This window comes from uncultured Thermosynechococcus sp. (assembly GCF_938074695.1).
GTDB lineage: Bacteria > Cyanobacteriota > Cyanobacteriia > Thermosynechococcales > Thermosynechococcaceae > Thermosynechococcus.
Window position 1 is genome coordinate 49,916 of record NZ_CALJEM010000007.1, and the last position, 16,645, is coordinate 66,560.

The 16,645-nt window shown below is 53.8% G+C and carries 11 protein-coding genes, 1 tRNA gene and 1 pseudogene; 8 read left to right on the forward strand and 5 right to left on the reverse strand.

Annotated elements, in window-relative coordinates:
* The first annotated feature begins 25 nt into the window (after nucleotides 1-25).
* The 4 genes from rpoB (at nucleotide 26) to Q0683_RS01350 (ending at nucleotide 10,339) form a co-directional block, all read left to right on the forward strand.
* Nucleotides 26-3,352 carry a DNA-directed RNA polymerase subunit beta gene (rpoB, locus tag Q0683_RS01335; protein ID WP_298975874.1) on the forward strand — a complete coding sequence of 1,109 codons (3,327 nt, stop codon included), beginning with the start codon at nucleotides 26-28 and terminating at the stop codon, nucleotides 3,350-3,352.
* A gap of 75 nt (nucleotides 3,353-3,427) precedes the next feature.
* On the forward strand, nucleotides 3,428-5,296 hold the full coding sequence (locus tag Q0683_RS01340; protein ID WP_298616969.1) for a DNA-directed RNA polymerase subunit gamma: 1,869 nt from the start codon (nucleotides 3,428-3,430) through the stop codon (nucleotides 5,294-5,296).
* A gap of 19 nt (nucleotides 5,297-5,315) precedes the next feature.
* Nucleotides 5,316-9,290, forward strand: coding sequence for a DNA-directed RNA polymerase subunit beta'' (locus Q0683_RS01345; RefSeq protein ID WP_298975876.1), 3,975 nt, complete (start codon nucleotides 5,316-5,318; stop codon nucleotides 9,288-9,290).
* Nucleotides 9,291-9,511: 221 nt separating this feature from the next.
* Nucleotides 9,512-10,339 carry a M48 family metallopeptidase gene (locus Q0683_RS01350; protein WP_298613928.1) on the forward strand — a complete coding sequence of 276 codons (828 nt, stop codon included), beginning with the start codon at nucleotides 9,512-9,514 and terminating at the stop codon, nucleotides 10,337-10,339.
* Nucleotides 10,340-10,347: 8 nt separating this feature from the next.
* Here Q0683_RS01350 and Q0683_RS01355 read toward each other — a convergent pair whose 3' ends face one another.
* The 3 genes from Q0683_RS01355 to Q0683_RS01365 form a co-directional block, all read right to left on the reverse strand.
* Nucleotides 10,348-10,950, reverse strand: coding sequence for an HAS-barrel domain-containing protein (locus Q0683_RS01355; protein WP_298613930.1), 603 nt, complete (start codon nucleotides 10,948-10,950; stop codon nucleotides 10,348-10,350).
* Between the two features lie 3 nt (nucleotides 10,951-10,953).
* Nucleotides 10,954-11,154 carry an NAD(P)H dehydrogenase subunit NdhS gene (locus tag Q0683_RS01360; RefSeq protein WP_366142447.1) on the reverse strand — a complete coding sequence of 67 codons (201 nt, stop codon included), beginning with the start codon at nucleotides 11,152-11,154 and terminating at the stop codon, nucleotides 10,954-10,956.
* Nucleotides 11,155-11,288: 134 nt separating this feature from the next.
* Nucleotides 11,289-11,380: transfer RNA gene (locus Q0683_RS01365), tRNA-Ser, on the reverse strand.
* A gap of 224 nt (nucleotides 11,381-11,604) precedes the next feature.
* Here Q0683_RS01365 and Q0683_RS01370 point away from each other — a divergent pair.
* The 4 genes from Q0683_RS01370 to Q0683_RS01385 are packed head-to-tail and all read left to right on the forward strand — an operon-like array spanning nucleotide 11,605 to nucleotide 15,787.
* Nucleotides 11,605-13,365 carry a TolC family protein gene (locus Q0683_RS01370; protein WP_298975879.1) on the forward strand — a complete coding sequence of 587 codons (1,761 nt, stop codon included), beginning with the start codon at nucleotides 11,605-11,607 and terminating at the stop codon, nucleotides 13,363-13,365.
* A 3-nt stretch (nucleotides 13,366-13,368) separates the two neighbouring features.
* Complete coding sequence (gmd, locus tag Q0683_RS01375) at nucleotides 13,369-14,448, forward strand: GDP-mannose 4,6-dehydratase (protein ID WP_298613937.1); 1,080 nt, start codon at nucleotides 13,369-13,371, stop codon at nucleotides 14,446-14,448.
* Nucleotides 14,449-14,450: 2 nt separating this feature from the next.
* Nucleotides 14,451-15,392, forward strand: coding sequence for a GDP-L-fucose synthase (locus Q0683_RS01380; RefSeq protein WP_298975881.1), 942 nt, complete (start codon nucleotides 14,451-14,453; stop codon nucleotides 15,390-15,392).
* The gene (locus Q0683_RS01385) at nucleotides 15,389-15,787 is read left to right on the forward strand and encodes a GxxExxY protein (RefSeq protein ID WP_298975883.1); all 399 of its coding nucleotides are present in this window, start codon (nucleotides 15,389-15,391) and stop codon (nucleotides 15,785-15,787) included. Before Q0683_RS01380 ends, Q0683_RS01385 begins: the two co-directional genes overlap by 4 nt.
* Nucleotides 15,788-15,793: 6 nt before the next feature.
* Here Q0683_RS01385 and Q0683_RS01390 read toward each other — a convergent pair.
* Together Q0683_RS01390 and Q0683_RS01395 are read right to left on the reverse strand one after the other, a co-directional pair.
* A pseudogene (locus Q0683_RS01390) lies at nucleotides 15,794-16,237 on the reverse strand (hypothetical protein).
* Nucleotides 16,238-16,247: 10 nt separating this feature from the next.
* Nucleotides 16,248-16,637 (reverse strand): hypothetical protein, encoded by a 390-nt coding sequence (locus tag Q0683_RS01395; protein WP_366142713.1) that lies wholly within the window; start codon nucleotides 16,635-16,637, stop codon nucleotides 16,248-16,250.
* Nucleotides 16,638-16,645 lie beyond the last annotated feature (8 nt).

Consider the following 16,645-nt stretch of genomic DNA (forward strand, 5'->3'; position numbering starts at 1 on the left):
TAGCGATACCCTCTAGAGGATATACATGGCTAGTAATCAGATTTACACGCCACCCGCCTTTACCTTGCCAGACCTTGTCGAGATTCAGCGGGCCAGTTTCCGATGGTTTCTTGAAGAAGGCCTCATTGAAGAGCTAGAGAGTTTTTCCCCAATTACGGATTATACCGGCAAAATTGAGTTGCACTTTTTGGCCAAGGACTACAGACTCAAGGAGCCGAAGTATAGCGTTGATGAGGCCAAGCGGCGGGATGCCACCTATTCGATGCAGATGTATGTCCCGACTCGCCTCATTAACAAAGAAAATGGCAATATCATTGACCAAGATGTCTTCATCGGCGATCTGCCCTTGATGACAGACCGTGGCACGTTTATCATTAACGGTGCCGAGCGTGTCATTGTCAACCAAATTGTCCGCAGTCCCGGTGTTTACTACAAATCAGAAACCGACAAAAATGGTCGCCGCACCTACAATGCCAGTCTCATCCCCAACCGAGGTGCTTGGTTAAAGTTTGAAACAGACAAAAACGATCTGCTCTGGGTACGCATTGACAAAACCCGCAAGCTCTCAGCACATGTCCTTCTCAAAGCCTTAGGTCTCACTGATAGCGAAATCCTAGAGCGGTTGCGTCACCCGGAGTACTACCAAAAAACCGTTGAAAAAGAAGGCAAATTCTCCGAAGAAGATGCCCTTATTGAGCTGTACAAAAAACTGCGCCCAGGGGAGCCACCCACAGTTTCAGGGGGACAACAGCTTCTGGAGTCGCGCTTCTTTGATCCCAAGCGCTATGACCTTGGTCGGGTTGGCCGCTACAAGCTCAACCGCAAGCTGCAATTGAATATTCCCGATACGGTGCGCATCCTCACCCCAGAGGACATTCTGGCGGCCATTGATTATCTGATTAACCTACAGTTTGATCTGGGAACGGTGGATGACATTGACCACTTGGGCAACCGCCGCGTTCGCTCGGTGGGTGAATTGCTGCAAAACCAAGTGCGCGTTGGCCTCAATCGCCTGGAGCGCATTATTCGCGAGCGGATGACGGTGTCGGACACCGATTCTTTAACCCCCACTTCGCTAGTGAATCCGAAGCCCTTGGTGGCGGCCATTAAGGAATTCTTTGGCTCCAGCCAGCTTTCCCAGTTTATGGATCAAACCAACCCCCTTGCGGAACTCACCCATAAACGGCGCTTGAGTGCCCTTGGCCCCGGTGGGCTTACCCGTGAACGGGCAGGTTTTGCAGTGCGGGATATTCACCCTAGCCACTATGGCCGCATTTGTCCCATTGAAACCCCTGAAGGTCCCAATGCTGGGCTGATTGGTTCCTTGGCTACCCATGCCCGTGTCAATGAGTATGGCTTTATTGAGACGCCCTTTTATCCCGTGAAGGATGGCCGCGTTCTCAAAGATCAGCCGCCTGTTTATATGACCGCTGACGAAGAGGACGACAAACGGGTGGCACCAGGGGATGTGCCCACTGATGAGAACGGCTACATCTTGGGGGATGTGGTACCTGTGCGCTATCGCCAAGATTTCACCACCACCACCCCCGATCAAGTGGACTACGTGGCGGTTTCACCAGTGCAGATTATCTCCGTGGCCACCTCCTTAATTCCCTTCCTAGAGCACGATGATGCCAACCGTGCCCTCATGGGATCTAACATGCAACGGCAGGCGGTGCCATTGTTGCGTCCCCAGCGTCCTTTGGTGGGTACGGGTCTAGAAGCTCAGGCAGCACGGGACTCCGGGATGGTAGTCCTCAGTCAGACCAATGGCGTTGTCACCTATGTGGATGCCAACCAAATTCGCATTAAGACCGATCATGGCCCTGAGATTACCTACACGCTGCAAAAGTACGAGCGTTCCAACCAAGATACCTGCTTGAATCAACGCCCCATTGTCTTTGTGGGCGATCGCGTCCAAGCGGGACAAGTGATTGCCGATGGCTCCGCCACCGAGGGGGGAGAACTCGCCCTTGGCCAAAACATCCTTGTGGCCTACATGCCGTGGGAAGGCTACAACTACGAAGACGCCATCCTCATCAGCGAACGGCTGGTGCAAGAGGATGTCTATACCTCCATTCACATTGAGAAGTATGAAATCGAGGCACGACAAACCAAACTCGGACCTGAGGAGATTACCCGCGAAGTGCCCAACGTCTCGGAAGATGCCCTGCGGCAATTGGATGAAAACGGCATTATCCGCATCGGTGCCTATGTAGAGGCAGGGGATATTCTCGTCGGGAAAGTCACTCCCAAAGGGGAATCGGATCAGCCCCCCGAAGAAAAACTGCTGCGGGCCATCTTTGGTGAAAAAGCACGGGATGTGCGGGATAACTCGCTGCGGGTGCCCAATGGTGAAAAAGGTCGCGTGGTGGATGTGCGCGTCTTTACCCGTGAGCAGGGGGATGAGCTGCCGCCTGGCGCCAATATGGTGGTGCGCGTCTATGTGGCGCAGAAGCGCAAAATCCAAGTGGGGGATAAAATGGCCGGTCGCCACGGCAACAAAGGGATTATTTCCCGAATTCTCCCTGTGGAGGATATGCCCTTCCTGCCCGATGGCCGTCCTGTAGATATTGTCCTCAATCCTTTGGGGGTACCCTCGCGGATGAATGTGGGGCAAGTTTATGAGTGCTTGTTGGGCTGGGCTGGCGAATGCTTGGGTCGCCGCTTCAAAATTACTCCCTTTGATGAAATGCATGGCAAGGAGAAATCCCGCGAAACCGTCCATGCCAAGCTGAAAGAAGCCAAAGAAGTCACGGGTCAAGATTGGGTCTTTAATGAGAACGACCCAGGCAAAATGGTGGTCTATGATGGCCGCACCGGTGAACCCTTTGACCGCCCAGTAACGGTGGGGATAGCCTATATGCTGAAGCTCGTGCACTTGGTGGACGATAAAATCCATGCCCGCTCCACGGGTCCTTACTCCTTGGTGACTCAACAGCCCCTCGGTGGTAAAGCGCAGCAAGGGGGTCAGCGGTTTGGCGAAATGGAGGTGTGGGCACTGGAGGCCTATGGTGCTGCCTATACCCTCCAAGAGTTGCTAACGGTCAAGTCCGATGATATGCAAGGACGCAATGAAGCCCTCAATGCCATTGTCAAGGGTCAATCCATTCCCCGACCGGGCACGCCGGAATCCTTTAAGGTGCTGATGCGGGAGCTGCAATCCCTGTGCTTGGATATTTCCGTGCGCAAGGCCAGTATTCCCAGCTTTGATGACGATGGGGAAACAAAACCTGATCCCGAGGTGGATTTGATGGTGGATGCCACTCCTCGCCGCACGCCGCCCCGGCCCACCATTGACTACAGTGCCCTTGATGACGCAGACGATAAAGAAGGGGCAACAACCTTCTAGACACGCGGCACCTATTCAGCTTGTTGGGGGCGATCGCCCCCTCGAACCATTCATTGCCAAAGGATTTGTGAGTTTATGCCCAGAATCGAGCAACGCTTTGATTATGTAAAAGTGTCTCTCGCGTCACCGGAGCGCATCATCCAATGGGGTCAGCGCACGCTCCCCAACGGTCAAGTAGTGGGCGAGGTCACTAAGCCAGAAACCATCAACTACCGTACGCTCAAGCCGGAGATGGATGGCCTCTTCTGCGAGCGGATTTTTGGTCCCGCCAAGGATTGGGAATGTCACTGCGGTAAGTATAAGCGGGTGCGCCATCGTGGCATTGTCTGCGAACGCTGTGGCGTTGAGGTCACCGAATCGCGGGTGCGGCGGCATCGCATGGGCTACATCAAATTGGCCGCCCCTGTCACCCATGTGTGGTACCTGAAAGGGATTCCCAGCTACATGGCTATCCTACTGGATATGCCACTGCGGGATGTGGAGCAGATTGTCTATTTCAACTCCTATGTGGTGCTCAATCCCGGCAATCACCCTGCCCTCAGCTACAAGCAGCTCCTGAGCGAAGATCAGTGGCAGGAAATCGAAGAAGAGATCTACAGCGAGGACTCGGAGCTAGAGGGCATCGAAGTGGGCATTGGGGCGGAAGCTATTCAACGCCTGCTTCAGGATTTGGATTTGCAAGCGGAGGCCGACCAGCTGCGGCAAGAAATCCTCAACGCCAAGGGGCAAAAACGCGCCAAGCTGATCAAACGGCTGCGGGTTATTGATAACTTTATTGCCACTGGCGCAAAGCCGGAATGGATGGTGTTGACGGTGATTCCCGTTCTTCCACCGGATCTACGGCCAATGGTGCAACTGGATGGGGGACGCTTTGCCACCTCTGACCTCAATGACTTGTACCGCCGTGTCATTAACCGCAACAATCGCCTTGCCCGTCTCCAAGAAATCCTTGCGCCAGAAATTATTGTCCGCAATGAGAAGCGGATGTTGCAGGAGGCGGTGGATGCCCTGATTGATAATGGTCGTCGCGGGCGCACGGTGGTGGGTGCCAATAACCGTCCCCTCAAGTCCCTTTCGGACATTATTGAGGGCAAACAGGGGCGCTTCCGCCAAAACCTCCTGGGGAAACGGGTGGACTACTCGGGTCGTTCGGTAATTGTGGTGGGGCCAAAGCTGCAAATGCACCAATGCGGCTTGCCTCGGGAAATGGCCATTGAACTCTTCCAGCCCTTTGTGATTCACCGCCTGATTCGTCAGCAAATTGTCAACAACATTAAGGCGGCGAAGCGGCTGATTCAGCGGAATGACCCCCAAGTTTGGGATGTGCTGGAGCAGGTGATTGAGGGTCATCCCGTGTTGCTCAACCGCGCGCCGACACTCCACCGTTTGGGGATTCAGGCCTTTGAGCCAATTCTGGTGGAGGGGCGAGCCATTCAACTGCACCCCTTGGTGTGTCCTGCCTTCAACGCAGACTTTGACGGCGACCAAATGGCAGTGCACGTGCCCCTTTCAATTGAGGCACAGGCGGAGGCGCGGATGCTAATGTTGGCCTCGAACAATATCCTGTCGCCGGCCACAGGCAAGCCAATTATTACCCCTAGCCAAGATATGGTTTTGGGCTGCTATTACTTGACCGCAGAAAATCCGAAGCTGCCCGACTATGGCGATCGCTACTATGCCAACCTCCAAGACGTGGTCATGGCCTACGAACAGGGACACTTACCCCTCCATGCCTTTGTCTGGGTGCGCTACGACGGTGAGGTGGACGATGGCGACACCGGTGAACCCCAGATTACGACCTATGAAGATGGCTGCCGTTTGCTGGAGTACCCCCTGCGGCGGGTCAAGGAGGATGCCAACGGCCAAGTGATTTCCCAATACATCCGCACCACCCCCGGCCGCATCATCTACAACCAAACGATTCAAGAAGCCCTAGCCAGTTAATTTGGGAGACCCCAACACCATGAGTGAGAAAAAGCCTGTTTTCTTTAACCGCACTATTGACAAAAAAGGTTTGCGGGACCTGATTGCTTGGTCGTTCAGCAACTTTGGCACCGCCCGCACAGCGGAAATGGCGGATAAAGTCAAAGACCTTGGCTTTCGCTATGCCACCCGCGCCGGCGTTTCCATCAGTGTGGATGACCTGCTCGTTCCGCCGAAAAAACAAGAACTCCTTGAAGCGGCAGAAAAAGAAATTAAAACCGCCCAAGAGCGCTACTCGCGGGGGGAAATTACGGAGGTCGAACGCTTCCAGAAGGTGATTGACACGTGGAACACCACCAATGAAGAGCTAAAAAACGAAGTGGTGCGCCATTTCCAAAACACCGATGTTCTCAACTCCGTCTATATGATGGCTTTTTCCGGCGCACGGGGGAATCTCTCGCAGGTGCGTCAGTTGGTGGGAATGCGCGGGTTGATGGCCAATCCCCAAGGGGAAATCATTGACCTGCCGATTAAAACCAACTTCCGCGAAGGGCTGACGGTAACAGAGTACATCATCTCCTCCTACGGTGCCCGCAAGGGGTTGGTGGATACGGCACTGCGGACAGCGGACTCCGGTTACCTGACCCGTCGCCTAGTGGATGTGGCTCAAGATGTGATTATCCGCGAAGAGGATTGTGAAACGCAGCGGGGGATTACCCTCCGCAGTATGACGGTGGGAGACAAGGTACTGTCTCTGGAGGATCGGCTTTTGGGGCGGGTGGTACTTAATGATGTTCGCCATCCGCAGACGGGCGAAGTGCTGGTGGCCAAAAATCAAGCCATCTCCGCCGATCTCGCCAAAAAAATCGTCAATGCGGGTATCGAAGAAGTGGTGGTGCGATCGCCCCTCACCTGCGAGGCCACTGGCTCGGTTTGTCGTCTCTGCTACGGCTGGAGTCTTGCCCATGCCAAATTGGTGGATATGGGAGAAGCCGTAGGAATTATTGCGGCTCAATCCATTGGCGAACCCGGTACGCAGCTGACGATGCGCACGTTCCACACAGGAGGTGTGTTTACGGGGGAAGTGGCTCGCCAAGAACGCGCGCCCTTTGCCGGCACTGTGGAGTACAGCAAGAAATTACGGGTACGCCCCCACCGCACCCGCCACGGGGATGAGGCCTTTATTGTCGAAAGTGCCGGCAAGCTGGTGGTTAAAAACCCTCAGCAAACCCAAGAGTTTGATCTTCCCCAAGGGTCAATTGTACTGGTGGAAGATGGGGAAGCCGTTGAAGCAGGTCAACTTTTGGTAGAGGTGGCTCAAGCCAGCCGCAGTGTCCGCAAGGCGGTAGAAAAGGTGACCAAGGATGTGGCCTCCGATTTGGCGGGTCAAGTGAAGTTTGTTAACCTTGAGGTCGAGGAAAAGCGCGATCGCCAAGGCACAACCACGCGCATTGCCCCCAAAGGTGGCTTGATTTGGGTACTCTCCGGCGAAGTCTATAATCTGCCCCCCGGTGCTGAGCCCGTTGTTAAAAATGGCGATCGCATCGAAGCCGGTGCCGTCCTGGCAGAAACCACAGTGAAAACAGAACATGGGGGCGTCGTGCGTCTTCCAGAGCAACAGGACAGTAAGGGGGGGCGCGAGGTGGAAATCATTACCGCCTCTGTAATGCTCGATAAAGCCAAGGTGCTCAAAGAAACGCAGCAAGGCCGCGAGCACTACATTATTGAAACTCCCACTGGCCAGCGTTTTTCCCTGAAAGCGGCTCCCGGTACAAAAGTGGCCAATGGTCAAGTGGTGGCCGAACTGATTGACGATCGCTACCACACCACCACCGGCGGTATTCTCAAGTACGCCGACATCGAAGTGGCCAAAAAGGGCAAAGCTAAACAGGGTTACGAAGTCCTCAAGGGGGGAACGCTCCTGTGGATTCCCGAAGAAACCCATGAGGTGAACAAGGATATTTCCCTGCTGATGGTGGAGGACAACCAATACGTCGAGGCGGGCACTGAGGTTGTCAAGGACATCTTCTGCCAAAACAGCGGTGTCGTCGAAGTTATCCAGAAAAACGATATTCTACGGGAAATTATCATCAAGCCCGGTGAACTTCACCTTGTGGACGATCCGGAGGCCGCACGACTAAAACATGGCACCTTAGCGCGTCCCGGTGAAGAGGTACTCCCCGGCCTTGTGGTCGAAGCCCTCTCGCAAGTGGATTATCTGGAAGACACACCGGAAGGGCCGGCAATTCTGCTGCGCCCCGTCCAAGAATTTAGCGTTCCCGATGAGCCATCGGTCCCCAGCCAAGATTCCAGTGATAGCTCAGGGCAATCCATTCGCCTGCGAGCTGTACAGCGGTTGCCTTACAAACACGATGAGCGGGTCAAATCTGTAGATGGGGTTGATCTGCTGCGGACACAATTAGTCCTTGAAATTGGCAGCGAAGCGCCCCAACTGGCCGCCGACATTGAAATTGTGAAGGACGAAGTGGATCCAGACGCCCAGCGGCTGCAACTGGTGATTCTTGAATCCTTGGTGATTCGCCGTGACATTGCTGCGGATCAAACCCAAGGTAGTACGTTTACTTCCCTTCTTGTCAAAGATGGCGATCACATTGGCCCTGGTGCCGTGATTGCCCGGACAGACATCAAGGCCAAGCAGGCGGGTGAGGTGCAGGGCATCTTGCGCAGTGGTGAATCGGTTCGCCGCATTCTGGTCGTTACCGACAGCGATCGCCTGCGGATCGAGACTAACGGGGCTAAACCCACGGTCAAAGTTGGCGATCTCGTGCGTCCGGGCGATGAACTTGCCAAGGGAGTGATGGCTCCAGAAACAGCGGCAGTCATGGCAGTGGCCGATGACCACGTGATCCTGCGCCTAGCCCGTCCCTACCTTGTCTCGCCGGGGGCAGTGCTGCAAATTGAAGACGGTGATCTTGTGCAGCGGGGGGATAACCTTGCCCTGCTGGTCTTTGAGCGGGCAAAAACAGGTGACATCATCCAAGGGTTACCTCGGATTGAAGAACTCCTTGAAGCGCGCCATCCCAAGGAAAAATGTGTGCTGGCCGTGCGCCCCGGTACTTGTCAAGTCACCTACAACAGTGATGATAGTGTAGATATCAAAGTCATTGAAGAGGATGGCACGATTCAGGAATACCCTGTTCTCCCTGGCCAAAACCCCTTGGTGGTGGATGGTCAAAAGGTCAATTTAGCTGACCCCCTCACCGATGGGCCTGTGGATCCCCACGACATCCTCTCAATTTACTTTGAGTACTACAAACCCCAGGGGTTACTCAAAGCTGCCCAAATCAGCTTTGAAAAGGTGCAGTCATTTTTGGTCAACGAAGTGCAGTCGGTGTACCTGACCCAAGGGATTGAGATTTCCGATAAGCACATTGAGATTATTGTCCGCCAGATGACCTCAAAAGTGCGAATTGAGGATGCCGGCGACACAATTTTGCTGTCTGGTGAACTGATGAATCTGCGCCAAGCAGAGCAGGCCAACGAGCCTATGGCACTGACAGGGGGCGCCCCTGCTCAATACATTCCCGTCCTCTTGGGAATTACCAAGGCCTCGCTGAATACCGACAGCTTTATTTCAGCAGCCAGTTTCCAAGAGACAACGCGCGTGCTGACAGAAGCCGCCATTGAAGGCAAGTCCGATTGGCTGCGGGGACTCAAGGAAAACGTGATCATCGGCCGTCTCATCCCTGCGGGCACCGGCTTCAACAGCTACGAGGAAAGTAGCGATGGTGACGAGGAGTGGGAAGAAGGTGAAGAGCGTTTGGGACAAACCCACGTGATTACTCCTGAACCTGAACCTCCATCCATGACCATCAATCCTGCGGCTGACCTCGGTGAGGATGTCCTCATTGACGACGAAACCGCGCCCCACGTGATTGAAAAAATCACTGGACGAACTCGCGATTTTGAATTCGCCAGTAGTGATGCTGACAATGAGGAGGAACTCGCAGAGGAGGAGGACTATGGGGACGAAGAGGAAGAAGATACCTTCTAACTAGAATCTCCTCCGTTGTGAAGAAAGCTACGGTGGGGCTTGGCACCCAATTCAGTCCTGATCCGAGGACAGGCTCAGAGGTGTACTCGCCGTAGCTTTTTTAGTTGCAGGTCAGTTTCGGAGCATACCGAATGGCACAGCAAGTTTTTGCAAAGATGCTAGAAACCCTTGCCATACCCTAAAATTGGCAGTGAAGAGGTCAAAGTAAAAGCCGCAATTTTATGCCTGTTTCAGCATATTCCAGCCTCAGGGCCGATCAGTTTCGTCATCCCCGCGATCGCGAGGCCACCCAAGCGCTCCAGCAACTGCCGGGGTTGGACATTCTTGTGCGATCGCTCCTAGGTTCTGTAGCGGAGCAGGCCTTTTACCTTGAGAACATTGGCAGTAGTCTGCGCCTCGGTGAACAACAACTGCCAGAAATTTATGCCCTTCATCTGGAGGCGTGCCGTATCTTAGGCTTAGAACCGCCGCAGCTTTATCTTAAACAACATCCCGTTCCCAATGCCTATACCTTTGCGATGCAGGGCAAGCAGCCCTTTGTGGTACTGCACTCCTCCCTTGTGGAGTTACTGACACCCAAGGAATTGCAGGCGGTGCTGGCCCACGAGCTAGGGCATCTGAAGTGTGAGCATGGGGTGTATCTAACCATCGCCAACCTGCTGCTTTTTGCCACCAGTCAACTTTCCCCTTGGGGTCTGCTCGTAGCCCAAGTTTTACAAACTCAATTGATGCATTGGCTGCGCTGTGCGGAACTCACCTGCGATCGCGCTGCACTGTTAGTCACCCAAGACCCGCGGATTGTAGCCTCGGTGCTTATGAAACTCTGTGGTGGCTCGCCGCAGTGGAGCGATCGCCTGAATCTGGATGCCTTTATTGCCCAAGCACGGGCGTATGACGCTGCCGATCGCGGCTGGTACAGTCTTTTTAAGGAAGTGCAGGCCACGCAGCTCACTCACCCCCTCCCTGTGCTGCGGGCACGGGAAATTCTCAATTGGGCGGAAACCCAGCAGTACGATCGCCTTGTGAAACAGCTCCACCCTACTTCCTAAAACCCCGGTTATAACTGCTCAATAATGCCCCGCAGGCGATCGTAATCATCCTTAAGGAGACGATTCAGGTATTGAGCTGCCTGCACTAGCCACTGGCGATCGCGCTGGCGAAGGTGATACAAGAAACGCAGGGTTGCAGCCACCAAGGCATCCCCTGGGCCGTAGCGTAGGGTCAACAGTGTTCGCAAAAAGGTCAATGTGCCACTAAAGGCAATCACTTCCTCAGGAGGACAAGTGTACACCTGCTGGTGCATTTGGGGTGGGCGGGGGGGCAAGTGGTGATAAAAGCGTTCCCTTTCCTCGAAGCCGGCGATGGCGATCGTGACCTCTGTTTTCAACATGGCAAAAATATGGGGTTGCTCTTGCCGTAATTGCTCTAGGGATAGCCCCAAGGCGGTGGCACGGTGAATGGTGTCAATGGGAGCCGTCACTACATAGGCAACAACGCCATAAATCACGCGATCGCTTTCGGGAATCCGCACCCAACTGCCCAAGGCGGGCACCGCAGGAAAATCTAGGTGGGCGGGTTCGTGGCACTGAGCAATGCAGTGATCCGTTGCGGTCTGGATAATTTCGGCAAAGGGCTGGGGGGGAGGCGATCGCCGCGCCATGGTTTACTTTTTCGCTTTTCCCTTGGGCGTGGTCGCGGCTGGCTCTAGCTCGCTCATTTGAAACGTAACCAGTTTGTCCCAGTTCCCCCCCTCAAAGAGCACTGCTACTTTGCCATCTGTAACCCGCTGGACAATCCCCTGAAATTGGTAGTAGGTATCGTTGGGATTGGTTACTTTCACAGTCATACCGGGGAGAATCGTCATTGCTAAGTCGCTGGCCATCGTTTTATCCCAAAGATATCATGTGCCTCTATTATCTCCTGCCCTTGACCCGTTCGGGCTTTACTGTGAAACGCCAGAAGATAGGCTTTAGCTATGGGCTTAATGATATTTTTTAACGGAGAGGGAGGGATTCGAACCCTCGGATAGGAGTTACCTGCCTATCAACAGATTAGCAATCTGCCGCTTTCGACCACTCAGCCACCTCTCCTTTTTGAGGGTTCTTTATTCTAGATCAGTTTTCTTCTCCTTTTCAATCCTCATTGCTCTGCGGCTGTTGCTCTGGGGGGCGATCCAACCGAGAATCCATGCTAAAGTTTTGCAGAATGGCTGTGTTGTGGGAATAAAGGGAATGGCTGTAGGCTGGCAATCTTCAGCAGTACTTAGGCGAATTTCTACTCTGGCTGAGTTCAGCAGGTTGAGCGTCAAGTCCTCATGTTGAACGATCTTGCCCTGAATCCCCCAAAAATGCTCATGTCGGGACTCCTCGCGATCGCCCCCGTGGCGCTGCCTAGCCCAGTTCAGGCGACACCCACACCCACGCCAGTGGCACAGGCACCTTCTTCGCAAACGCCAGCGTCGGATGCCCTCACGCCCCTTAACCCCGACCCCGATAAACTGGCGCTTCCTAAGACAGTCAACATAGATCTCAATCAACCCCTCACCCTAGAGCAGGCAATTGAGGTGGCCATCCGCAACAACATTGGTCTGCAAGTTAGTGAGTTACAACTACAGCGGGCACGGGCACAACTGCGACAGGTCAAAGCCCAGCTTTACCCCACCCTTGCGTTTCAAGCCAGCATTGGCCAGAATACCTCCCCCGGCGGCCAACCTGTTTACCTGCCCCTGAACTTTCAACAGCAGGTCTCTTTGCAACAGCAGCAACAGCAACAAGCGCAGCAACAGCTTCTTACTCAGCAACTGGCCGCCAGCAGTATTTTGAATACTCAGGTGCAACGGTTGCAACAACGATTCCAAGGCCCCCAATTAACGACATTGTCGGATCAGCAAAACCTTGAGCTACAACAGCAACTGCAACAATTGCAAAGTAGTGCCAACCAAGCTGCCACGCCCGCCAATTTCACCCCAATTACCCTTGCGCCCGTCAATCAACTGAGCTATAGAAACTTTTTTACCAACCTGTTTGGGGCAACAAGTGGCGCAACTGCCAATGCAGCGCTGGTCATGAACTATACGTTGTTTGCGGGGGGCGGGCGATCGGCCGCCATCGCAGCGGCTCGCGACCAAGTACGCTTTAGTGAATTGGAGGTACAACGCCAACTTCAACAACTGATCCTTGACGTTACCAATGATTACTACTTAGCACAACAGGCCAAGATCCAGGTGCAAATTGGCGAGGCAGCGGTGGCCAATGCCCAAGTGACATTGCGCAATGCTAAAGCCTTTGAGCAAGCAGGCGTGGGAACGCTGTTGGATGTGTTGACCGCAGAGGTGAGCCTTGCCAATGCCGAGCAAAACTTGAACCAAGCTCGCAATTTGGAAATCACCACGCGGCGGCAGTTGGCACAGCGGTTAAATTTGAACCCGGCGGTGGATGTGGCGATCGCCGACCGTGTTGAGCCTGCTGAGGCATGGACACTTTCCCTTGATGAGAGTATTCTCCTTGCCTATCAGAACCGTGTTGAACTAGAGCAGCAGCTGCTACAGCGCACGATTGCCCTGAAAAATCGTCAGGTGGCATTGGCGGCTACACGTCCCCAACTCAGTCTCTTTGCCGCTGGCAATATGCTGGACAAAGTTGCCGATGATCTGGCGCCGCGCTTTGGCTATGGGGTGGGGCTGCAAATGCAACTTGCTCTCTTTGATGGCGGTAATGCCCGTGCCAGTGCAGCTCGCCAAGAAGTCCTTGCGGCAACTGCTGAGGAACAATACGCCAATCAGAAGAACCTCATCCGCTTGGAGGTGGAAACCGCTTACGCCAATCTCAGGGCCAATGAGAAAAACATTGCCACCGCACGGACGGCTGTTAGCCAAGCCACTGAGGGACTGCGCCTTGCTCGCCTGCGTTTTCAAGCGGGGGTGGGGACTCAACAGGAGGTCACTAGTGCTGAAGCAAATTTGACCCAAGCCCAAGGAAATCTCCTTGCGGCCATTTTGAACTATAATCGCTCCCTAGCAGCATTAAAGCGGGCCGTGGGTTATCCGCAACAGAGACAGTTAGGAGTTAAGAAATAGCTAATGGGCGATCGCCGGCGAGCATTAATTACAGGCATCACAGGACAGGATGGCTCCTATCTTGCCGAACTGCTCCTAGAAAAGGGCTATGAAGTCCACGGCATTATTCGCCGTACCTCCACGTTCAACACCGATCGCATTGACCACATTTACGTTGATCCCCACCAAGAGGGAGCTACTCTGCGCCTGCACTACGGCGATCTCACCGATGGCGGTACCCTAAGGCGAATTATCGAACTTAGCCAGCCCGATGAAATTTACAACCTAGGGGCGCAATCCCATGTGCGAGTCAGCTTTGATGCGCCGCAGTACACGGTGGAGACTGTTGCCATGGGGACGCTGCGACTTCTCGAGGCCATCCGCGAATACCAAGAGCGCACAGGCAAACAGGTAAAGTTCTACCAAGCGGGTTCCTCGGAGATGTTTGGCCTTGTGCAGGAAGTGCCCCAGCGGGAAACAACCCCCTTTTATCCCCGCAGTCCCTATGCCTGTGCCAAAGTCTATGCCCACTGGCAAACCGTGAATTATCGCGAGGCTTACAATCTATTTGCCTGTAATGGCATCCTCTTTAACCACGAAAGTCCTCGGCGGGGGGAAACCTTTGTCACCCGCAAAATTACCCGTGCCGTTGCCCGGATTGTGACTGGCCAGCAAAACAAGCTTTACTTGGGTAACTTGGATGCCAAGCGGGATTGGGGCTACGCCAAGGACTATGTGCGCGCCATGTGGCTAATGCTGCAACAGGAACGCCCCGATGACTATGTGGTGGCCACGGGCGAAACCCACTCCGTACGGGAATTTTTAGAACTAGCCTTTGGTTATGTCGGTCTCAATTGGCAAGACTATGTGGAATTTGACCCCCGTTATTTGCGGCCTACAGAGGTGGATTTACTCTTGGGAGATCCAACAAAAGCCAAAACAGTTCTAGGCTGGCAGCCCTCGGTTACGTTTCCGGAACTGGTGGCCTTGATGGTGGAAGCCGATCTCCAGGCTGTGGGTGCCTTGGGGAGAACGCCCAAAACCACTTCCGACACGGTGCTCGATCTCATGGCTCAGCGGCAGTTTATCAGCAAGGCAGACTAACGATGGATTTAAGTCAAAAGAGAATTCTCGTCACGGGGGGAGCGGGGTTCTTGGGACGCCACGTGGTAGCACACCTGCAAAAAGCAGGGGCAATGCCTGAGCAAATCACAGTGGTGCGATCGCGCGACTACGATCTCCGCCAACTGTCTGCTTGTCAAGCCGTTGTTCAAAACCAAGATATTGTCATTCACCTTGCCGCCCACGTGGGGGGGATTGGCCTCAACCAAGCCAAGCCCGCTGAACTCTTTTATGACAACCTGATGATGGGGGCACAACTCATTGACTGTGCCTATCGCGCAGGGGTTGAGAAATTTGTTTGCGTGGGAACCATTTGTGCCTATCCCAAATTCACCCCCGTTCCTTTCAAAGAAAGCGATCTGTGGAACGGCTACCCCGAAGAAACCAATGCCCCCTACGGCATTGCTAAAAAAGCCTTGCTGGTTCAGCTGCAAGCCTATCGGCAGCAGTATGGGTTTAATGGCATCTATCTTTTGCCTGTGAATCTCTATGGGCCGGGGGATAACTTTGACCCCTTGAGTTCCCATGTGATTCCTGCTTTGATTCGCAAAGTTTATACCGCTCAGCAGAAGGGGGAGAATGTGATTCCCGTGTGGGGCGATGGCAGTCCTAGCCGCGAATTTCTCTATGTGGAGGATGCAGCTCGCGGCATTGTCATGGCCACCCAGGCTTACGATGATCCCGATCCCGTCAACCTAGGTACGGGTGAAGAAATCACCATTAAGAACTTAGTTGCCCTCATCTGCGAACTCATGGGATTTCAAGGGGAGATTGAATGGCAGACGGAGAAACCCAATGGTCAGCCCCGCCGCTGCTTGGATACTACCAAAGCAAAGGAAGCCTTTGGTTTTTGTGCCCAAATTTCCCTTAGAGAAGGTTTGGAGCGCACAATTAGTTGGTATCGTCAACATGCTGCATCCCTATGACAAACTGGCTCCAGATTATTCAGGACATTGCCCAAGACATCTTCCAAGAATTGGGAACTGGCTTTAATGAAGCCATCTACCAGAAGGCCTTTGAGGTGGCTCTGCGGGAACGACAAATTAAGTATGAAGAGCAACGCAAGGTGCCAATTCTCTTTCACGGCTATTTTGTGGGGGAGGCCATTCCCGATCTCATTCTCTATGACTATGACAATAACCAAGCGGTTGTGGTGGTTGAGCTAAAGGCGGTTCAGAAGGTTGGCGACAAGGAAGTCAAGCAGGTCAGGAAGTACATGGAGACCTTAAACATTCCGCTGGGAGTTGTGGTCAACTTTCCGACTTCTACTGAAGCAGATGGAATCCAAATCACTGAGGTCAGCCTAGGATCGACCCTTTAAGACTCATTAGAGGCTCTCCCGATACTCAGCCAGCAGGGCAATCACCTGCATCAGCACCTCTCGATTGTGGGGGGAGGGGTCAACTAGGAAGTTGAGGAGTGCAAGATCGCGTTCAGCTTCGATTCTAGCTCGGCGAGTCGCTCATTCTGCTTCTGCAATTCGGCGTTGCTCCTCAATAATTCGGCGTTGCTCTTTTGCAATTCTTTGAGCTTCTGCTCGTGCCAAGCGATCTGTTTCTCGATTTCGACGGTTCCACTCAACGCCGAGATTAACCACTGCCACCAGGAGGGCTGCCACAGTGAGTCGGTTACTCCAGATGCGGGGGTGGGCAACGTATCCGAGGAGGGTGAAGTCGGTTTGGTCATAAAATCGCAGAAAGGCAATGCTGATAACTAAAATCGTGAGGAGCGTGTTGGGAAGCAGGGCAAGCAGGTTAATCCAGCGGCTCATGCCCTCTATTCTAGAGGCTGTCCCGATACTCAGCCAGTAGGGCAATCACCTGCATCAGCACTTCTCGATTGTGGGGAGAGGGGTCAACTAGAAAGTTGAGGAGTGCAAGATCGCGTTCAGCTTCGATTCTAGCTCGGCGAGTCGCTCGTTCTGCTTCTGCAATTCTTTGAGCCTCTGCTCGTGCCAAGCGATCTGTTTCTCGATTTCGACGGTTCCACTCAACGCCGAGATTAACCACTGCCACCAGGAGGGCTGCCACAGTGAGTCGGTTACTCCAGATGCGGGGGTGGGCAATGTATCCGAGGAGGGTGAAGTCGGTTTGGTCATAAAATCGCAGAAAGGCAATGCTGATAACTAAAATCGTGAGGAGCGTGTTGGGAAGTAGGGCAAGCAGGTTAATCCAGCGGC

Coding starts and splice junctions, on each gene's coding strand:
- rpoB (WP_298975874.1), top strand. CDS start 26: ATGGCTAGTAATCAGATTTACACGCCACCCGCCTTTACCTTGCCAGAC.
- Q0683_RS01340 (WP_298616969.1), top strand. CDS start 3,428: ATGCCCAGAATCGAGCAACGCTTTGATTATGTAAAAGTGTCTCTCGCG.
- Q0683_RS01345 (WP_298975876.1), top strand. CDS start 5,316: ATGAGTGAGAAAAAGCCTGTTTTCTTTAACCGCACTATTGACAAAAAA.
- Q0683_RS01350 (WP_298613928.1), top strand. CDS start 9,512: ATGCCTGTTTCAGCATATTCCAGCCTCAGGGCCGATCAGTTTCGTCAT.
- Q0683_RS01355 (WP_298613930.1), bottom strand. CDS start 10,950: ATGGCGCGGCGATCGCCTCCCCCCCAGCCCTTTGCCGAAATTATCCAG.
- Q0683_RS01360 (WP_366142447.1), bottom strand. CDS start 11,154: ATGACGATTCTCCCCGGTATGACTGTGAAAGTAACCAATCCCAACGAT.
- Q0683_RS01370 (WP_298975879.1), top strand. CDS start 11,605: ATGTTGAACGATCTTGCCCTGAATCCCCCAAAAATGCTCATGTCGGGA.
- gmd (WP_298613937.1), top strand. CDS start 13,369: ATGGGCGATCGCCGGCGAGCATTAATTACAGGCATCACAGGACAGGAT.
- Q0683_RS01380 (WP_298975881.1), top strand. CDS start 14,451: ATGGATTTAAGTCAAAAGAGAATTCTCGTCACGGGGGGAGCGGGGTTC.
- Q0683_RS01385 (WP_298975883.1), top strand. CDS start 15,389: ATGACAAACTGGCTCCAGATTATTCAGGACATTGCCCAAGACATCTTC.